The sequence below is a fragment of the Paraburkholderia sp. BL9I2N2 genome (genome assembly GCF_004339745.1).
In the GTDB taxonomy this organism is placed as follows: Bacteria; Pseudomonadota; Gammaproteobacteria; order Burkholderiales; family Burkholderiaceae; genus Paraburkholderia.
Genome location: NZ_SMGP01000001.1, coordinates 855,253 through 874,837 on the forward strand (window position 1 = coordinate 855,253; position 19,585 = coordinate 874,837).

A 19,585-nucleotide genomic window follows, 5' to 3' on the forward strand; every position below is an offset into this window, starting at 1 on the left:
GCGCGAGCGGCGCGTGGCACGCTGGCGCCGCATCTCAAGGTGGAGGAAGTCATGAACGGCCCAGTATCGATCGAAGTTCTCAGGCAGCATCTGATCGATCCGGAAATCTGCATTCGCTGCAATACGTGCGAAGAGACTTGCCCGGTCGATGCGATCACGCACGACGACAACAACTATGTGGTCAAGGCGGATATCTGCAACGGCTGCATGGCATGCGTGCCGCCGTGCCCGACCGGCGCGATCGACAACTGGCGCACGGTATTGAAGGCCGATGCGTATCCGATCGAAGAGCAGTTCACGTGGGACGTCCTGCCGGAACAGAACACGATGGCCGTGCCCGCCGTGGACGAATCGTCGGGCGCGGGCGCATCGGGTGATTCGCCGGCCGAGGCGAGCGGCATCGAAGTGGATACCGTGCGCGGCTCGGTCGTGCCGCCGTGGTCGGCCGCAAAGCCGTATGTGAACCTCTATACGCACAAGGAGCCGACCAGCGCGACGGTGGTCGGCAACTACCGGCTCACCGATGGCTCGACCGATAGCGACATTCATCATATCGTGCTCGATTTCGGGTCGATGCCGTTTCCGGTGCTGGAAGGCCAGTCGATCGGCATTCTCCCACCCGGTGCGACCGCCGATGGCCGTACGCATCACGCGCGCCAGTATTCGATTGCGAGTCCGCGCGATGGCGAGCGGCCCGGTTATAACAACGTCTCGCTCACTGTCAAACGCGTCTCGCAGCAGCACGGCGACTCGACCGATGGCGTGTGTTCGAATTACCTGTGCGATCTGAAGAAGGGGGACGTGGTCAACGTGATCGGCCCGTTCGGCGGCACCTTCCTGATGCCGAACCATCCGAACTCGCATTTGCTGATGATCTGCACCGGCACGGGTTCAGCGCCGATGCGCGCGATGACCGAGTATCGCCGCCGGCGCCGTTTGAAGGGCGCGACCGGCAAGCTGATGCTTTTCTTCGGCGCGCGGACCAAAGAAGAGTTGCCGTACTTCGGGCCCCTCACGAATCTGCCGAAAGACTTCATCGATACCAATCTGGCGTTCTCGCGTACGCCGGGTCAACCGAAGCGCTATGTTCAGGACGCCATGCGCGAGCGCGCGGTCGATGTGGCGCACATGCTCAAGGACGACAACACGCATATCTACGTGTGCGGGTTGAAGGGCATGGAAGATGGTGTGTTGCAGGCGCTCAAGGAGATCGGTGAGCAGCATCAGCTGGACTGGGAAGCGCTGTGGGTCAAGTTGAAGAAGGAGGGCAGGTTGCACCTGGAGACGTATTAGGGTGCCGTGCCTTTTAAGGCTCCGCTGTTCACTATCGACAGCGGGGCCCTTTGAGTTACTTCTATCTCGCCGGGTCGGCGCCATCCTCATGCTGTGCGGGCGACACCGCCCCACACGCCCGAATCACCAACTGCACCACTTCCTCCGTCGTCGCATCGAACGCCTTTTGCGTCAACGCCCGCTTGCCTTTAAGCGCGCGAATCTGCGCATCAAAGTCGGCGTAATGCTGAGTCGTCGCCCAGATCATATACATCAGCGTTTGCGCGTTCACCGGCGCGAGCAACCCACGCGCGATCCAGTCGTCGATCACTTTCACGCGGCTCTCGAGCCACGGCTTCACGCGTTCGGTGAGTATGTCCTCCATGTGTTCCGCGCCGTGAATGATCTCGCTTGCCCACACCTTCGAACCGAGCGGACGGCGGCGCGACAATTCCATTTTCGCGCGCACGTACCCACCAATCGCTTCGACCGGATCGTCGCTGCACTCGAATGTGTCCGCCGCGCGATGCCAGTCTTCGAACAGGTCTTCCAGCACACGCCGGTAGAGCGCGAGCTTTGTCGGGAAGTAGTAATGCACGTTGGCTTTCGGTAAGCCCGCACGCTCCGCGATCATCGCGGTGCTGGTGCCGTCGAGTCCGCGCTCGGCGAAAACCGCCTCGGCGCACGCCAGAAGATGGGCTTCGTTCGACTCGCGAATGTGCGCCTTGCGCCGCCGCAAAGGTGCGCGTGTTTCCTCGTTTTCCGTGATGTCGGCCGCCACGTCGTCGTCTCTCATGTTCGCCTTCGGCGGCATGGGTGCCGCGTCGCGCTTCATTCTAGTCGTTTGGCGCGCTGCCCACACGCGCATTCGTCACACGCGCCGAAGCCATGCTGCGGTGCAATGGCACACTTCTCGCTATGTTTCTCACCGCACGAAAGGTGTTGATTTGGCGAGCTTAATCGTCTACAACCTGTCCAACTGGACAGGATTGGAAGAGCGGCAGATGCCCCAGGGTTTACCCTCTGTATAAGAGGCGATCGAAGGTGTCGAATGTGCACTGCCCCCGTGCGAGCACGCCCCAAAACCCGCCACCAATGCACCAGTTTCAAGTCGGTTCACCGAAAGGAGCGAGACGAATGAACGCGGTATCCGAAGCGCTGAAGCACGCTGAACCCACCACGTCGATCAAGGTCGACGGCAAGCGGCTGTGGGACAGCCTGATGACGATGGCGAAGATCGGCGCGACGCCCAAAGGCGGCGTCTGCCGCCTGGCGCTCACCGACCTCGACAAGCAAGGACGCGACCTGATCGTCAGTTGGGCGAAGGAAGCCGGCTGCACGGTCAGTGTCGACCAGATGGGCAATGTATTCATGCGCCGCGCCGGGCGCAATCCCGATGCGTTGCCGGTCATGACCGGTTCGCACGCCGACTCGCAGCCGACCGGCGGCCGCTTCGACGGCATCTACGGCGTGCTGGGCGGTCTCGAAGTGATCCGGAGCCTGAACGATCACGGCATCGAGACGGAGCATCCGGTTGAAGTGGTGATCTGGACCAACGAGGAAGGCTCGCGCTTTGCGCCCGCCATGGTGGCGTCGGGCGTGTTCGCCGGCGTGTTCACGCTCGACTATGGCCTGTCGCGCAAGGACGTGGACGGTAAAACCATCGGCGAGGAACTCAAGCGCATCGGCTATGCGGGCGATATTCCGTGCGGCGGACGGCCGCTGCACGCGGCGTTCGAGTTGCATATCGAACAGGGGCCCATTCTCGAAGCCGAACAGAAAACCATTGGCGTCGTGACCGACGCGCAAGGTCAGCGCTGGTACGAAATCACGCTGACAGGGCAGGAGGCGCACGCGGGTCCGACACCCATGCCGCGCCGTCGCGATGCCTTGCTCGGTGCCGCGCGCGTGGTCGATCTGGTCAATCGCATCGGTCTCGACAATGCGCCGTTCGGCTGTGCGACGGTCGGCATGATGCAGGTCTATCCGAACTCACGCAACGTGATTCCGGGCCGCGTGTTCTTTACCGTCGATTTCCGTCATCCGGACGATGCGGTGCTCGCGAAAATGGATGCGGCCTTGCGCAAGGGCGTGGCCGACATCGCCAACGGCATTGGTCTTGAAACCGAACTCGAACAGATCTTTTACTACGCGCCAGTCGCATTCGACGAAGCCTGCGTGAAGTCGGTGCGCGCGGCGGCCGAACGCTTCGGTTATCCGCATCGCAACATGGTGTCCGGTGCGGGACACGATGCCTGCTATCTGTCGCAAGTCGCGCCGACCTCGATGGTGTTCGTGCCGTGTGTGGACGGCATCAGTCACAACGAGATCGAGGACGCCACCTTCGAATGGATCGAGGCCGGCGCCAACGTGTTGCTGCACGCCATGCTGGAGCGTGCATGCGAGCCGGTTTCATGACGCTGTCGTAACTCTTTGGCGGTTACGGTCGCTTTACCCGCTTCACCGTAGTGCCCATAAAACATGCCGTCCCGGCTCCGCTTGAAGCGTGGCCGGCAGGAGCGGCTACGTCCTCACATCGAAGAAGGAACGAGTATGGCCATCAAGCAAACCGGCGACATTGCCGCTCAGCGGCTATCGCCCGAGCAGCTCTCGTGCGAGTTCTCCGACATCGCGCCCTTGCTCGACGCAAGCGCCGCGGCCGCGGCGGCGAGCCGCTGCCACTACTGTTACGACGCGCCGTGCGTGAACGCCTGCCCGACGCAGATCGACATTCCCAGCTTCATCCGCAAGATCAGCAACGGCAATCTGAAGGGCGCGGCCGTGGATATTCTGTCGGCCAACCCGTTGGGTGGCATGTGCTCGCGCGTCTGCCCGACGGAGATTCTTTGCGAAGGCGCGTGCGTGCGTAACCATCAGGACGCGAAGCCGGTGGCGATCGGCGCGCTGCAACGTCATGCTACCGATTGGGCGATGGCGCGCGGCGAAGTGCTGTTCAAGCGCGCGGCTGAAACCGGAAGACACGTCGCGGTGGTCGGCGCGGGTCCGGCGGGACTCGCCTGTGCACACCGGCTCGCGCTGGCCGGCCATGACGTGACGATCTACGACGCGCATGAAAAGGCCGGCGGTCTGAATGAATACGGCATCGCCGCCTATAAAACCGTCGACGATTTTGCTCAGCGTGAAGTGGAGTGGCTGTGCTCCGTCGGCGGCATCGAGATCAAACACGGCGTCGCGCTTGGTCGCGATGTCGACCTCGACACGCTGCGCAAGCAACACGATGCGGTGTTCCTCGCTATCGGCCTCACGGGCGTGCGCTCGCTCGCCATGGAAGGCGAGGATCTCGGCGGCGTGATGAACGCGGTGGACTTCATCGAACAGGTGCGCAGCGCGAGCGACTTCGGCACGGTGCCGGTGGGCCGGCGCGTGGTGGTGATCGGCGGCGGCAATACCGCGGTCGACGCGGCCGTGCAAAGCCGCAAGCTCGGCGCGACATCGGTGACGATGGTTTACCGGCGCGGCGTCGAAGCAATGAGCGCCACCTGGGCCGAGCGCGACTTCGCGCAGACCAACGGTGTCACGCTCGTCACGCATGCCACGCCGATGCGTTTGATCGGCGACGGCGGCGTGGTCACGGGTGTCGAATTCGCGCGCACATCGCGTGAAGGTGGAGAGGAGCGCTTCATGGTCGAAGCCGACATGGTGCTCAAGGCGATCGGTCAAACGCTGGTGCCGGTCGGCATCGAGCGTGAATTGCTGACGCTGGACGATAGCCGTATCGCTGTCGATGCGAATGGCCAGACCTCGCTGGCGGGTGTATGGGCCGGCGGCGATTGCGCGGCCACCGGCGGCATCGACCTTACGGTGCAAGCGGTGCAGGACGGCAAGATCGCGGCTGCCGCGATCGACGCGCAGTTCGCCCGCACGGCGGCGAAAGCCGCCTAGAGCGACCCAAGCCAAACCAAGCGAAGCAGCACCCCAGACAAAGAACAGCAGTCCCCAAGGAGCCGAACATGGCCGATCTGCGCTGTACGATTGCCGGCATCACTTCGCCGAATCCTTTCTGGCTCGCCTCCGCGCCGCCGACCGACAAAGCCTATAACGTGAACCGCGCCTTCGAAGCGGGCTGGGGCGGCGTGGTGTGGAAGACGCTCGGCCTCGACCCGCATGTGGTGAACGTCAGCTCGCGCTACGGCGCGGTGCAATGGAACGGCCAGCGCATGGCGGGCCTGAACAACATCGAACTGATCACCGACCGTCCGCTCGACGTCAATCTGAAGGAAATCGCGCAAGTCAAACGCGACTGGCCGGACCGCGCGATGATCGTCTCGCTGATGGTGCCGTGCAACGAACGCGACTGGAAGTGGATTCTGCCGCTCGTCGAAGACACCGGCGCGGATGCGGTCGAATTGAATTTCGGCTGCCCGCATGGCATGAGCGAGCGCGGCATGGGCGCGGCCGTCGGCCAGGTGCCCGAGTATGTCGAGATGGTCACGCGCTGGGTGAAGGAAGGCACCAAGCTGCCGTGCCTCGTCAAACTGACGCCGAATATCAGCGACATTCGCCTCGGTTCGCGCGCGGCCTACAAGGGCGGCGCGGATGGCGTGTCACTGATCAACACGATCAACTCGATCGTGGCGGTCGATCTCGATGCGATGTCGCCGTTGCCGATGGTCGATGGCAAAGGCACGCACGGCGGCTACTGCGGACCGGCTGTGAAGCCGATCGCGCTGAACATGGTCGCGGAAATCGCGCGCGACGTGGAAACGCCGAATCTGCCGATCTCCGGCATCGGCGGGATTTCCACATGGCGCGACGCCGCCGAATTCATGGTGCTCGGCGCGGGCAGCGTGCAGGTCTGCACGGCGGCGATGCACTACGGATTCCGTATCGTTTCCGACCTCGCCGATGGCCTCTCCAACTGGATGGACGAAAAAGGCTACGCGACGCTCGACGACATTCGCGGCCGCGCCGTCCCGAATGTCACCGACTGGAAGTACCTGAACCTCAAATACGACATCAAGGCGCGCATCGATCAGGACAAATGCATTCAGTGCGGCCTGTGCCATATCGCCTGCGAGGACACGGCTCACCAGGCGATCATGAAAGAAAAAGATGGCGTCCGGCATTTTGAAGTGATGGACTCCGAATGTGTCGGCTGTAATCTGTGCATGCACGTGTGTCCGGTCGAACAGTGCATCACGATGGAACGCGTGGACAACGGCGAGTACGCGAACTGGACCACGCATCCGAACAACCCGGCGCGCGTGGGCGCACAGGAGGGCGCAGCGGCGGACGCGGCCGAAACCGCGGAGCACGCGCATGCCCACGCGGCAAAAGCGGCCTGAAATACGATGTGGTTAGAAAGAACGCAGCGCTAGCACTGAACCTATCATTCCCCAAAGGTCCCGACGCGCCGACAGAAGCCGCGCGGGCCTCAACGATCGAGTGGAGATCTTTAGATGAAGCAGACAGCGCAACCCGCCGACCCGCAGTTCGCGGCCGGCGTGCAGGGCAGCAGTCTTTACAACGACGATCTTGCGCCGACCGGCGTCGCGCAGCGCACCTGGAAGTGGTATCACTTCGCCGCGCTGTGGGTGGGCATGGTGATGAATATCGCGTCGTACATGCTGGCCGCCGGCTTGACGGAAGAAGGCATGTCACCGTGGCAAGCCGTGATCACCGTGCTGCTCGGCAACCTGATCGTGCTGGTGCCGATGCTGCTGATCGGCCACGCGGGCGCGAAGCACGGCATTCCGTACGCGGTGCTGGTGCGCTCGTCGTTCGGCACGCAGGGCGCCAAATTGCCGGCGATGCTGCGCGCCATCGTCGCCTGCGGCTGGTACGGGATTCAGACGTGGCTCGGCGGCAGCGCGATCTATACGCTGCTCAACATTCTCACGGACAACGCGCTGCACGGCGCGGCTTTACCGTTTCTCGACATCTCGCTCGCTCAGCTCGCGTGTTTCCTGGTGTTCTGGGCACTGCAGATCTACTTCATCGTGCATGGCACCGATTCGATCCGCTGGCTCGAAAGCTGGTCCGCGCCGATCAAGATCGTGATGTGCATTGCGCTCGTGTGGTGGGCGACTTCAAAAGCGGGCGGCCTGGGCTCGATGCTGTCGGCGCCGTCGCAATTCGTGCCGGGCGGCAAGAAAGAAGGCCTCTTCTGGGTCACGTTCTGGCCCGGCCTCACGGCCATGGTCGGCTTCTGGGCCACGCTCGCGCTGAATATCCCCGACTTCACGCGCTTTGCCAGAACGCAGCGCGATCAGATCATCGGCCAGTCGGTCGGCTTGCCGGTGCCGATGGCCTTGCTCTCGGTGATCTCGGTGGTCGTCACGTCGGCGACGGTGGTGATCTACGGCAAGGCGATCTGGGATCCGATCGACCTGACGAGCCGCATGACCGGCATCGGCGTGGGCGTCGCGCTGATCATCCTGACGCTCGACACCATGTGCTGCAATCTCGCGGCGAATCTCGTCGGCCCGGCGTACGATTTTTCGAGCCTGTGGCCGAAGGGCATTTCGTATCGCGTGGGCGGCATGATTACCGCGACCATCGCGATCGTGATGATGCCGTGGAAGATTCTCGCCACCACGCAGGGCTATATCTTTACGTGGCTGGTCGGCTACTCGGCGCTGCTTGGTCCGGTCGCGGGCATTCTGATGGTCGACTATTTCCTGATTCGCGGCACGCGTCTCGACACGCGTGAACTCTTCGACGAGCACGGCGAATACAGCTATACCGGCGGCTGGAATATCGGCGCGGTGGTCGCGCTCGTGATCGGCGTGCTGCCGAATCTGCCCGGCTTTTTGCACACCGCGTTTCCGGCGTCGTTCCCGAACGTACCGGCGATCTTCAATACACTCTATACGTATGCGTGGTTTGTCGGGCTCGCGTTGGCGTCGATCGTATACAGCGCGTGGATGAAACTGAGCAAGGGACCGAGTGCGCGCGTGGCGAGCGCGTAAGTATCAACGAAACGAAGTACGTAGCACCGAAACCAGCAGTTCATAAGGAGGCGGCAACATGACGACCCTGATTCGCGGCGGCACGATTATCGACGCGGAGAACACGTATCGTGCGGACGTGTTGTGTGCGGACCCGCAGGACGGCGGCACGATCCTGCAGATCGGAGCGGACCTGGAGGCGCCGGCCGGTGCCACGATCGTCGATGCGGGCGGGCAGTATGTGATGCCCGGCGGCATCGATCCGCACACGCATATGGAATTGCCGTTCATGGGCACCACGGCGAGCGACGACTTCTACACGGGCACGGCGGCGGGTTTATCGGGCGGCACCACGAGCATCATCGACTTCGTGATTCCGAGCCCGAAGCAACCGCTGATGGACGCCTTCAAGGAATGGCGCGGCTGGGCCGAGAAGGCGTCGGCGGACTACGGCTTTCACGTCGCGGTGACGTGGTGGGACGATTCGGTCTATCGCGACATGGGCACGCTGGTGCATGAACACGGCGTGTCGAGCTTCAAGCACTTCATGGCCTACAAGAACGCGATCATGGCCGACGACGAAGTGCTGGTGAACAGCTTCTCGCGTTCGCTCGAACTCGGCGCGCTGCCCACCGTGCATGCGGAAAACGGTGAACTGGTGTTCCAGTTGCAGCGTCAGTTGCTGGCGAAAGGCTTTACCGGTCCGGAGGCGCATCCGTTGTCGCGGCCGCCGGAAGTGGAGGGCGAGGCCGCCAATCGCGCGATCCGGATCGCGCAGGTGCTGGGCGTGCCGGTGTATATCGTGCACGTGTCCTCAAAGGACGCGGTCGATGCGATTGCCCGCGCCCGCAGCGAAGGTCTGCGCGTGTTCGGCGAAGTGTTGCCCGGCCATCTGGTGATCGACGAAGCGGTGTATCGCGATCCCGACTGGACGCGCGCGGCGGCCCACGTGATGAGCCCGCCGTTCCGCTCGGCCGAGCATCGCGAGGCGCTATGGCGCGGGTTGCAAGCCGGCCAGTTGCACACCACGGCCACCGACCACTGCGTGTTCTGCGCGTCGCAGAAGGCGATGGGCCGCGAGGACTTCACGAAGATTCCGAATGGTTGCGGCGGCGTGGAAGACCGCATGGCGGTGCTCTGGCATCACGGCGTGAATTCGGGGCGGCTCACGCCGAACGAGTTCGTGCGGATTACGTCGACGAATGCCGCGCAGATCTTCAACCTGTATCCGCGCAAAGGCGCGGTGCGGGTCGGCGCGGATGCCGACCTCGTGGTGTGGGACCCGAACGCGAGCAAAACGATTTCGGTGAAGACGCATCATCAGAAGGTCGACTTCAACGTGTTCGAAGGCATGACGGTGCAAGGCGTGGCGATGCACACGCTCACGCGCGGCGCGCTCGCCTGGACCGACGGCGAGCTGCGGGCGGTGCGCGGTGCGGGTCGCTATCTGAAGCGTCCGCCGAACGGCGCTTACTTCGACGCGATCCGCGTCGCCAACAAGCGCAAGGAGCCGCATCCGGTAGAGCGGTAAGCCATTCGCAATCCGACGACGGGCGGCGCCGCATTCAAACGCGGCGCCGCCCGTTTTTTCCTGCCGCGCGCTCACCGCGGCGAGACCTCTCGCGTTTTCCCCGATGGCGCGCAACATAGGTTCCGTGTTGCGATGCATGCCGCGTCTGTCTATCTGCTGTAGAGTTGAAATCCACGTCACACCAGAGGCTATGGCTGTTCGCTTAGCACGCAAGCGCATATCGATCGGAAACCTGATCCTTTGTAAAAACGCAGGCCGTTTGCTACAGTCCGCCCACTCTGCGGGCGCAAGCGCCGGCGGGGACTGTCCAACACAAGACTCAGCCACCGACGTGGCACATTTGACGGAGCCGCCTGATGAAATCGATTCGTTCCATTCTGCTGATCGCGTTGTTCCAGGCGGTGGCCGTGAATTCCGCATTCGCCGCCGATGAACTCGCGCAGATCAAATCCGCCGGCGTGTTCAGGATCGGCACCGAAGGCACCTACGCGCCATTCACGTACCACGACGAATCCGGCAAGCTGACCGGTTTCGACGTCGAAATCGGCACGGCGATCGCGCAGCGTCTCGGCGTCAAGCCGCAATTCGTCGAGGGCAAATGGGACGGTCTGATCGCCGGTCTCGACGTGAACCGCTACGACGCGGTGATCAACGAAGTGGCCGTCACCGACGCGCGCAAGGTCAAATACGACTTCTCCGACCCGTACATCACGTCGCACGCGGCGCTGATCGTGCAGTCGAACAACACCACGATCAAGAACTTCGACGACCTGAAGGGCAAGAAGTCGGCCAACACGCTGACCAGCAACTTCGGCAAGATCGCGGCGGCGCACGGCGCGGAAGTGATCCCCGTGCAGGGCTTCAATGAATCGATCGATCTGCTGACCTCGGGTCGTGTGGATGCCACCGTCAACGACTCGCTGTCGTTCCTCGACTTCAAGAAGCACAAGCCGGACGCGAAGGTGAAGATCGCCGCGCTCGATACCTCGGCCGACAGCAGCGACAAGTCCGCCGTGCTGATCCGCAAGGGCAGCCCCGAATTGCAGGCCGCAATCAACAAGGCGCTCGCCGACATGAAGAAAGACGGCACCTACGCGAAGATCTCGCAGAAGTATTTCGGCAAAGACGTCTCCCAGTAAACGCCTTCCGCGAGTCTGAATCATGCCGGCATGGTTGCATCTGATGGCGCAGTCGCTGTGGCCCCTGCTGTATGCGGGGCTCGTGTTTACCGTGCCGCTCACGCTGATATCGTTTGCGATCGGACTTGCGTTGGCGTTCCTCGTCGCGCTGGTCCGCCTGTTCGGGCCGAAGTGGGCCGTGGCGATCGTGCGCTTCTACGTGTGGCTGTTTCGCGGCTCGCCGTTGCTCGTGCAACTGTTCGTGATCTTCTACGGCTTGCCGAACGTGGGCATCGTGCTCGATCCGTTGACGGCGGCGATCATCGGCTTTTCGCTGAATGTGGGCGCGTACAACTCCGAAGTGATACGCGGCGTGATCGAGTCGATTCCAAAAGGGCAGTGGGAGGCGGCGTATTCGATGGGGATGACGCGCGAGCAGGCTCTGCGTCGTGCGATCCTGCCGCAAGCGGCGCGCGTTGCGTTGCCGCCGTTGTCCAATTCGTTTATCGCGCTGGTGAAGGACACCTCGCTCGCCGCGGTGCTGACCGTGCCCGAGGTGTTTCAGGCGGCGCAGCGGATCGCGTCGGTGACTTACGAGCCGCTGATTCTGTACACGGAAGCGGCACTGGTCTATCTGGTGTTCAGCTCGGTGTTGTCGTCGGCGCAAGTCAGGCTCGAGCGCAAGTTCGGCCGTCACGCACTTTTCCAGGCAGGCAACTGATGATCCGACTGGAAAAAATCGACAAGTACTTCGGTGGTCAACGGGTGCTCAACTCGGTCGATCTGCAACTCGCCTCGGGGAATGTCACCGCGTTGATCGGTCCATCGGGCAGCGGCAAGAGCACGCTTTTGCGTTGCGTGAATCTGCTCGAGATTCCCGAGTCCGGTTCGCTCGAACTCGGCGATCAGCGGCTGGAATTCAGCCGCGACCACCGGCCCTCGCGCGACGCGGTGCTGACGATTCGCCGCCGCACGGGCATGGTGTTTCAGAATTTCCAGCTCTTTCCGCATCTCACCGTGCGGCAGAACGTGATGGAAGGCTTGGTGACCGTTCTGAAGTGGGACAAGGACAAGGCGCGGGCTCGCGCGGACGAACTGCTGGAGAAGGTCGGCATCGCGCAGAAGGCGGATGCATGGCCTTCGACGCTCTCCGGCGGGCAACAACAACGTGTGGCGATTGCGCGGGCGTTGGCGCCGTCGCCGGAAGTGTTGTTGTGCGACGAGCCGACCTCGGCGCTCGACCCCGGTCTCGCCGCGGAAGTGGTGGAGGTGCTCAAGCAACTCGCCACCGAAGGCATGACCATGCTGATGGCCACGCACGATTTGCGGCTCGCCGCGACGATCGCGCGTGACGTGGTGTTTCTGAACAACGGCGTGGTGGTGGAGGCCGGGCCGTCGCGCGAGATCTTCATGCAGCCGCGCGCGCCGGAAACCGAGCGTTTCGTGTCGACGTTGACGCACAGTCTGCCGGATGAATGGACTCAATGACGCGGACCTGAAAGGCCGTCACGCCCGCGATGCGGTTGAATAAAAAAGGGGGTGTCGTCGAGACGCCCCCTGCGCATATAACCGCTACAAATCGACCACCAACGGCCAAGAACCTTAGACCCCCACGCTCTCCGTGACATCGTTCATCGCGGCGTCGAAGAAGCTCTCCTTCGCCTGCGCATTGACCCGTGCGTAAGCGCGATTCACGCCGCTGATCACCGCGCGAATCGACGCCGTCACCAGATTGGCATCGATGCCGACGCCGAACGCGCTGCCGGTCACATCGGCGCCGGCCATTTCGGCGACCGCCACCGCGCGGGCATCCGCACCCTGCGTCAACGCGCGTTCTTCATAGTGCTGAATCCGCACCGGCACGCCGATCGCGTGCATCAACGCGTCGAGCGGACCATTGCCTTCGCCGGTCAACACGCGCCGCGTGCCATTGATGTCGACCGTGAGTTTGATGTGCTCGCGTCCTTCACGCTCGGACAGGCTGTGACCGACGTAGTGGATCGGCGCCGTGTTCTGCACATATTCCTGCTGGAACAATTCCCAGATCTGCGCGGACGTGACTTCCTGGCCGCTGTCGTCGGTGAAGCGCTGCACCGCCGAGCTGAAGTCCACTTGCAGGCGGCGCGGCAACACGACGCCGTAGCCCTGCTCGAGCAGATAGGCGATGCCGCCTTTGCCCGACTGGCTGTTCACGCGAATCACCGAGTCGTAGGTGCGGCCGAGATCGGCCGGATCGATCGGCATGTAGGGCACTTCCCAGACGGCGTCCGGTTTCTGCACCGCGAAGCCCTTCTTGATCGCATCCTGATGCGAGCCCGAGAAGGCCGTGAATACCAGATCGCCGACATACGGATGACGCGGATGGATCGGCAATTGCGTGCATTCTTCCGCGGTGCGCGCGACTTCGTTGATGTTCGAGAAGTCGAGCCCCGGATCGACGCCCTGCGTGTAGAGGTTCAACGCGAGCGTGACGAGGTCTACGTTACCAGTGCGCTCGCCGTTGCCGAACAGGCAGCCTTCGATACGATCCGCCCCGGCCATCACGGCAAGTTCAGCGGCCGCCACCGCGGTGCCGCGATCGTTATGCGGATGCACGGAGATGAAGAGCGAATCGCGGCGCTTGAGATTGCGGTGCATCCACTCGATCTGGTCCGCGTAGATGTTCGGCGTGGACATTTCGACGGTGGCCGGCAAGTTGACGATGGCCTTGTGTTGCGGCGTCGGTTGCCAGATGTCGAACACGGCGTCGCAGACTTCCTTGGCGAATTCGATTTCGGTGCCGCTGAACACTTCCGGGCTGTACTGGAACGTGAAGTGCGTTTCCGGCATGGTCTCGGCGATCCGCTTCATCGTGCGGGCAGCGTTTTGCGCCAGTTCCTTCACGCCGCTCTTGTCCAGATTGAAGACGATCTTGCGGAATTCCGGCGCGGTCGCGTTGTACAAGTGGACGATGGCGCGCGGCACGCCACGCAAGGATTCGAAGGTGCGCTCGATGAGGTCGTCGCGCGCTTGCGTCAAGACTTCGATGGTGACGTCGTCGGGAATGTGGCCGCCTTCGATCAACTCACGCACGAAATTGAAGTCGGTCTGCGAAGCGGACGGAAACGCGACTTCGATTTCCTTGAAGCCGATCTGCACCAGCGTCTTGAACATGCGCATCTTGCGCTGCGCGTCCATCGGCTCGAAGAGCGACTGATTGCCGTCGCGCAGGTCGGTGCTCATCCAGATCGGCGGGTGCGTGATGGTGCGCGACGGCCACTGGCGATCCGTCAAGTTGACCGGTTTGAACGAGCGGTATTTGGTAGCGGGGTTCTTCAACATTTTCATCATCCGTGGGTGAGACCAGGTAGCTGGGAGTCGACCGGACGACGAAAAGACATAACTGGGCCGCCGGTCGGAAACCGGGGCTGGGTCAGTTACTGGGGAATTGAGCGGTGCTTCGTGTGGTTCAGATGGAAGCGCGCAGCAGCAGACCTAGCCCGGTAGAGGGGGCTAGTAGTAGCGATAGGATGGTCTGGGCGCGGTACATAGTGCGCAATAGGAACATATTATTGGGACGGCGTCAAGCGCCGTCCGGTGCGGCGCGAGATCAGTGCGCCGGTTTCACGAAGCGCAAGGTCATGCGGTCCGATTCGCCGATGGCCGCATATTTCGCCCGGTCGACGTCGCCGCCCTCGAAGGTCGGCGGCAGCGACCAGACGCCGTTGGGGTAATTTTTGCTGTCGCGCGGGTTGGCGTTTACTTCGCTCTTGCCGGCCAGTTCGAAGCCGGCCGCGCGCGCATGTTCGATCACGTAGTCTTCGGTCACATAGCCGGTGTCGATGGTTTGTTGCAGCGAAGTGCCCGGCGCCGCGCGGTGTTCCTCGACGCCGAGCACGCCGCCCGGCTTGAGCGCCGCGTAGAAGGCGCGCAGGTTCGTGTCGATCTGGCCGTCCTTGATCCAGTTATGGATATTGCGAAAGGTCAGTACCTCGTCGAAGCTGGCATCGGCCGGAAAACCGCTGAACTGGCCGACGTGCAGCGTGCCGACCACGACGTTGCCGTACACGGAGGGCGTGGCCGCCAGTTTGCGCGCAAATGCTGCCCGATTGGCCTGCGCTTCCGCCGATACCGTCCCCTGTGGGCCGTCGTACTGCGCCTCGTAGAGCTTGCCGTGGTCGTGCAGATACGGCGCCAGGATCTCCGTGTACCAGCCGCCGCCCGGCTCGATCTCCAGCACGCTTTGCGACGGCGTAAGTTCGAAGAATTGCAGCGTTTCCCGCGGATGACGGTAGACGTCGCGGGCGCGGGCCTTGTCGCCGCGTTGTGGTCCGGCAATCGCCGCGTCGAGCAGCGCCGGACTGGACGACGCGGACGCGGAAGTCGACGCCGATGGGCCGGCGCAGGCCGCCAGCAACAGCGTTGCGGTCAGTGCCGCGAGTGTGGCGCGCAGCGCACGAGCGTGGAGATTGGGTCGAAGGTTCATGACGTCCATTATTGGGCGCGATCGCGCGGGAGGGAAATCGGTAATCGGCATAAGGATAGGCGCTCGCTGGATTTGCGTGTCCTGCCGCCGCGGCCCGGAATAAAAGGCCATATCCGCCAGTTTCTCTGTTTACCGCGACTCGCGCTTACGTCGCCGAATCCGAAGCGCGGCATGGCGCGTATAAATGGTGTGATCAGCGTTTGGCTGTCGCGAGCGGGATCGTTGTGTACCGGGCGCGACTTGATTCCCTTCATTTCATTTTGCCGGAGGCAGGTATGAAACGAACATCGACGATGTCGCGGGTAGGGCGGGTTTTGCTGTGCGCGGCCGCGTGCGCGATTGCGGCACAGGCGGGAGCGCAAGGTTTGAGCCCGCAGGACGACATGAACGCGCCGCAAAACAGCACGCGTTTGATGCCGAACGCGGCGCGCGGCAGCGAATATCCGACGCACGGCAACCAGCAGGCAGGCGAATTGAACCTGAACCCGACCGACCCGCGTGCGCAGTTGGTCAACGGCTTGCCGAATCACACCAATTCCGGCGGTTACGGTTCGCCGCTCGCCGGCGTGCGCACTTACGTGCAACCGCAAATGCCGTCGAATTGAGCGCTCGCGTGGACGACGGTCGTGCCGTATCGCGTATTGGACTGCAGCGCATCCCTGCACGGACCGTGTTGTTCAATTGGGCTTTTTCGAGTAGTGGGCCGTGCGTTGCCCACATGCGGGCACTGGTCAGAGTCCGAAGACGATGCGCAGCGTGCCGTTCTGCGCGATCACCGAGACGCCGATCACCACCAGGATTAGCGGTAGCAGCGCGGTGCCGTAGCGTCGGATCGGCGCACCCAGCAACGGATGGTCCACGAGCCATACGGCGCCGGCGCACCACAGCCCGATCATCACGACAAAGATCAGCGAGATGAATGCGCCCTCGCCGTGCGAATGGCTGGCGTACAAGGGCACATAGACGGCGAGATTGTCGGAACCGTTGGCGACGGCCACGCACGCTACAGTCCACCAGGATGAGGCGCGGTTTGCGTGGGACGGGATGGTTGAAGCGGGCGAGCTTGCCTGATTCGCTGCACTAGCCGGATACCCCGACCCGGCCGGCCCGGATGATGCGGGTGGCGCCGTTTCGATTCGCGCCGCTTCCTCTTGCTGCGGGCTGCCGGGACCAAAGCGCTCCCACGCTTTGCCGAGCCCCACGCCGATCGGCAAAATGCCGAGCAAACCGACGTAACCAGCCGGCAAGTGCTTGAGCAATGCGGCGAGCAGCGCCGACCCCGCGATCAGGATTAGCGAGCCGGCATACTGCCCGGCGATCACGCGACGCCGCTCGTCGCCGGCTTCCGCCAGGAAGGCGAGCAGCACGAACAGGTTGTCGACGTTGGTAGCGGTGTAACCCGCGATGGCGAGCAGGGCAAGGCTGAACATGCGGGAAAGCCGGTCGGTACACAGTGAGAAAGCGTGACAAGGTGAAGCGATGCGCATCGCAAGGCCCCGTCGCAACGTCGGCAGCGCGCCGATCGAATGGCGGCCGGGCAACACGATGCCGATGCGAGCCGCCGCGGTCAAGCAGTCACTGGGTTTCGGGCGCGCTGGATGCGCGGTGAAAGTGTCGATCGCCTTACGCGGCTCGCGCGCTGCCGGCGCTCGAAGGCGGCGCCGCTCAAGCAGGCCGTAAGCTACAATTGCCGACGGCTTGAAAAACGGAACACCAATGAAGATTCGGATTCTCTCTATCGCCTGCGTCACGACCGCTGCCGCGCTGCTGGCGGCGTGCACGGCCGTCTATAAGAACACGGACGCGTGCGAGCAGTTGATGCGAAGCAAGCTGGCGGAAACGTCGGCGGATCCGCTGAAGATCACTCATGCGGGCGCAGGCATCTATGGCTCGCGAGTGGTGGTTGAGGGATCGATCGAACGTGTGGCGGTTCCGGCGTCCGAGACTGCGGAGGCGGGTGCAGCCAGTGCGCCGCTTGCAGCTTCGGGTGCGCCGGCGGCTTCCGCTGTGACTGCTGGTGGAGCAGGTGCAGCGGGCGCCTCAGATGCATCGGCAACAGCGCTTTCGCTCAAGCCCGCCAAACCTAAGAAGATCGCCACGCCAGCCGCCGCGGAGTGCACGTTCCACGGGCCGACGCTGGACGTGTTCAACTGGCTGGCGCCGGCTGATCTTGTAACGGCGAGCCCCAACGCGACCGAGTAGCGTATCGGCGCACGGGTACGGCGGCCCGGCGCCGAATAATCTCGTGACGCCGGGCATCATGCGAAAGGGTGGCGCACTGAGCGGCGCCGAACCTCAAGCCGTCGCTTCTTCCTTGCACCGGCGTTGCTTCCCCGCACCCGTTCCAGCACGCATTCACCGAACGCTTGCGGCCGTCCTTCAAAGCAACGTTCCACAGCCCGCGTATCGATCAGACGCTGCCGCAAGGCTGTGCGCTCGTCATGCGCGTCGATCATCCGCACGGCGGCGGCGATGTAATCCTCGACGCTCTCCGCCGTAGTCCACGACGGCATGCCCACACGCTCGAACAGCGCGCCGTCGATCCGCTCGAACACTTCCGGCCCGCGTTTGCAGATGCCGGGCAAACCCAGCGTGAGCGCGTCGACGATACCGTTGGTATTGCCGAACGGAAACGGGCTGAGAAACAGATCCGAGCGATTGACGCGCGCCAGATAGCCCGCATATTCGTGAAAGCCGTGCACGACGGCGCACGGCAGTGTCTGGCGGATCACATCGCGCATGCGCTCGAGCGGCAAGCCGAAGGGCACGCCGCTCATGAAGTGAAACTGGACAGGCGTCGCCGCGCGCGCGCCGATCTCACGGCACGCTTCGAGAAAGCCGGGATTGAGCTTCATCGCGCTGGCTGTGATGACGATCTCCAGCGTTTCGCGTGACGGCGGGATCTGCGCGACGATGTCCGGCAGCGCCACCGACGGCCGGTATGGTTGACCGTCTTTCGGCAGCTTCATCAAACGTTCGCTGAAGCAGGCGGGATCGCCGACATAATCTTCCTCGACGCTGACGTAGTCGATCTTGTCGGAGTGAGTCGTGGCGGGGTGACCGAGGCCGACGATCTGGAGCGGCGCAATACGCAGATTCGACATGAACACCGTGAGCGCGAACATGCCGACGCTCGGCATGTAGAGCACGTCAGGCTGTTCCGCCTCGGCAAAGTCGCGGATCGATTTCAGACATTCGCCTATGTAATCCGGCTCCTCCAGTTCGATGAAACGGTCGAACACCGCGCGCCCCATATGGTCGATGGCGTAGCCGAAGCCGAAGGCCACCACTTCGAAATGCTCGCGCGCGGCTTCGAGCGTGCGCGAGTGCGTGCGGTAGATCGAATGAGCGCCGCCGAACCATTCGAGCACGACCGCCATCAGCGGTTTTTTGCCGCGCTGCTCGCGGCTTTTCGCGCGGGCTAGCTTCGCTGCGGGAATGTCTGTCAGCCCTAGTTGATCCAGCTTGCGGCGCACCAGCGCGTTGATGTCCCGTTTGATCTCGTGCCGCCGCGGCGTGTCCGCGTAGCTGCAGAACATATAGGCGTTGTGCAGCAAGGCGGTCGGCAGGTCGTCGAGGTCGCCGATTTGCTGCAGTTTGCCGGGCAGCCATTCCATCAACGCTTCGCGCTTCATATGCGCGCTCGCCGATCCTTTGAAGACCGGCGCCAGCAAAACGAGGGCAAGACAGGCGGCGAGCGATTTGTCGTACGCCCACAGCGCGGCGAAGTCGAGTTCCAGTTCGGACTCGGTCGAGTAGAGCGAGCAGAGTTTTTCGATGAAGCTGTCGCCGGACAGAAATTCGGCGTTGTCCGCACCACGTGGATTCAGGTATCGGGTCACATGGTCCGCATTGCCGAACGGCGTGCAGGCGAACACCAGTCCGACCCACTCGTGCAGGGTCAGAATCAATCTGAAACACTCGGGTGGCAATTGGAACGCCGGGTCGGCGAACAGGGTCGACGCCGCGCTCGCGAGGCGTGTGCAGAAGCGCTTGCGTTGCTCGTCCGGCGGCAGGTCGGCGATGCCCGAGGCAAGAAAGCTGCCGTCCAGTTCGCCGCGCTTTTGCTGAAGGAGCGCCAGCGCGGCAATGAACTGGATCGCGGCTTTGACATGCTGCCGCGTATAGACGAGCTGCTCGAAATGATCGAGCGAAAAAGTGGGTTCTTCCATCTGCCGACAATTCCAGGATTTGCATGACTAACTAATTGGAACGGAGTTAGCCGGAAGGTGGAATTATCTCAGCCGATACGTACCAAATCTGTCCGTCAGGTGAGTTTGCGAAATTT

Annotated in this window: 16 protein-coding genes; 11 read left to right on the plus strand and 5 right to left on the minus strand. The window is 62.9% G+C overall.

The genetic code is table 11. The annotated features are described in order from the left end of the window. Window positions 1–51: 51 nt before the first annotated feature. On the plus strand, window positions 52–1,293 hold the full coding sequence (gene boxA / locus B0G74_RS03985; protein WP_132373741.1) for a benzoyl-CoA 2,3-epoxidase subunit BoxA: 1,242 nt from the start codon (window positions 52–54) through the stop codon (window positions 1,291–1,293). 61 nt (window positions 1,294–1,354) lie between these two features. Here the strand turns inward: boxA and B0G74_RS03990 are convergent, their stop codons facing one another. Next, on the minus strand, window positions 1,355–2,107 hold the full coding sequence (locus tag B0G74_RS03990; RefSeq protein ID WP_207915613.1) for a TetR/AcrR family transcriptional regulator: 753 nt from the start codon (window positions 2,105–2,107) through the stop codon (window positions 1,355–1,357). Between the two features lie 302 nt (window positions 2,108–2,409). Here B0G74_RS03990 and B0G74_RS03995 point away from each other — a divergent pair, with 302 nt between their 5' ends. The 8 genes from B0G74_RS03995 (at window position 2,410) to B0G74_RS04030 (ending at window position 12,320) form a co-directional block, all read left to right on the plus strand. Then, complete coding sequence (locus tag B0G74_RS03995; RefSeq protein WP_132373743.1) at window positions 2,410–3,690, plus strand: Zn-dependent hydrolase; 1,281 nt, start codon at window positions 2,410–2,412, stop codon at window positions 3,688–3,690. A gap of 135 nt (window positions 3,691–3,825) precedes the next feature. Continuing rightward, window positions 3,826–5,175 carry an NAD(P)-dependent oxidoreductase gene (locus B0G74_RS04000; protein WP_132373744.1) on the plus strand — a complete coding sequence of 450 codons (1,350 nt, stop codon included), beginning with the start codon at window positions 3,826–3,828 and terminating at the stop codon, window positions 5,173–5,175. Between the two features lie 68 nt (window positions 5,176–5,243). Then, a complete protein-coding gene (gene preA, locus B0G74_RS04005; RefSeq protein ID WP_132373745.1) occupies window positions 5,244–6,578 on the plus strand; it encodes an NAD-dependent dihydropyrimidine dehydrogenase subunit PreA in 1,335 nt (444 codons plus the stop codon). A 114-nt stretch (window positions 6,579–6,692) separates the two neighbouring features. Next, window positions 6,693–8,204 (plus strand): NCS1 family nucleobase:cation symporter-1, encoded by a 1,512-nt coding sequence (locus B0G74_RS04010; RefSeq protein ID WP_132373746.1) that lies wholly within the window; start codon window positions 6,693–6,695, stop codon window positions 8,202–8,204. A gap of 58 nt (window positions 8,205–8,262) precedes the next feature. Continuing rightward, window positions 8,263–9,714, plus strand: coding sequence for a dihydropyrimidinase (gene hydA, locus B0G74_RS04015; RefSeq protein WP_132373747.1), 1,452 nt, complete (start codon window positions 8,263–8,265; stop codon window positions 9,712–9,714). A gap of 356 nt (window positions 9,715–10,070) precedes the next feature. After that, window positions 10,071–10,853, plus strand: coding sequence for an amino acid ABC transporter substrate-binding protein (locus B0G74_RS04020; protein ID WP_132373748.1), 783 nt, complete (start codon window positions 10,071–10,073; stop codon window positions 10,851–10,853). Window positions 10,854–10,875: 22 nt separating this feature from the next. After that, a complete protein-coding gene (locus tag B0G74_RS04025) occupies window positions 10,876–11,553 on the plus strand; it encodes an amino acid ABC transporter permease (protein WP_012433671.1) in 678 nt (225 codons plus the stop codon). After that, the gene (locus B0G74_RS04030; protein ID WP_132373749.1) at window positions 11,553–12,320 is read left to right on the plus strand and encodes an amino acid ABC transporter ATP-binding protein; all 768 of its coding nucleotides are present in this window, start codon (window positions 11,553–11,555) and stop codon (window positions 12,318–12,320) included. The genes B0G74_RS04025 and B0G74_RS04030 overlap by 1 nt, the downstream gene beginning before the upstream one ends. 114 nt (window positions 12,321–12,434) lie before the next feature. On the opposite strand, the gene leuA is transcribed toward B0G74_RS04030, so the two are convergent. Further along, complete coding sequence (gene leuA / locus B0G74_RS04035; RefSeq protein ID WP_132373750.1) at window positions 12,435–14,153, minus strand: 2-isopropylmalate synthase; 1,719 nt, start codon at window positions 14,151–14,153, stop codon at window positions 12,435–12,437. 268 nt (window positions 14,154–14,421) lie between these two features. After that, on the minus strand, window positions 14,422–15,306 hold the full coding sequence (locus tag B0G74_RS04040) for a class I SAM-dependent methyltransferase (protein ID WP_132373751.1): 885 nt from the start codon (window positions 15,304–15,306) through the stop codon (window positions 14,422–14,424). A gap of 266 nt (window positions 15,307–15,572) precedes the next feature. Between B0G74_RS04040 and B0G74_RS04045 the strand changes: the two genes are divergently transcribed. Then, window positions 15,573–15,902, plus strand: coding sequence for a hypothetical protein (locus tag B0G74_RS04045; protein ID WP_132373752.1), 330 nt, complete (start codon window positions 15,573–15,575; stop codon window positions 15,900–15,902). Between the two features lie 126 nt (window positions 15,903–16,028). On the opposite strand, the gene B0G74_RS04050 is transcribed toward B0G74_RS04045, so the two are convergent. Beyond that, window positions 16,029–16,727, minus strand: a complete 699-nt coding sequence (locus B0G74_RS04050) for a cadmium resistance transporter (protein ID WP_132373753.1) — start codon at window positions 16,725–16,727, stop codon at window positions 16,029–16,031. Between the two features lie 286 nt (window positions 16,728–17,013). Between B0G74_RS04050 and B0G74_RS04055 the strand changes: the two genes are divergently transcribed. After that, entirely contained in the window at window positions 17,014–17,499 is a 486-nt protein-coding gene (locus B0G74_RS04055; RefSeq protein ID WP_132373754.1) for a hypothetical protein, read from the plus strand. Between the two features lie 56 nt (window positions 17,500–17,555). On the opposite strand, the gene B0G74_RS04060 is transcribed toward B0G74_RS04055, so the two are convergent. Continuing rightward, window positions 17,556–19,469 (minus strand): glycosyl transferase family 1, encoded by a 1,914-nt coding sequence (locus tag B0G74_RS04060; RefSeq protein WP_132373755.1) that lies wholly within the window; start codon window positions 19,467–19,469, stop codon window positions 17,556–17,558. Window positions 19,470–19,585: the final 116 nt, after the last annotated feature.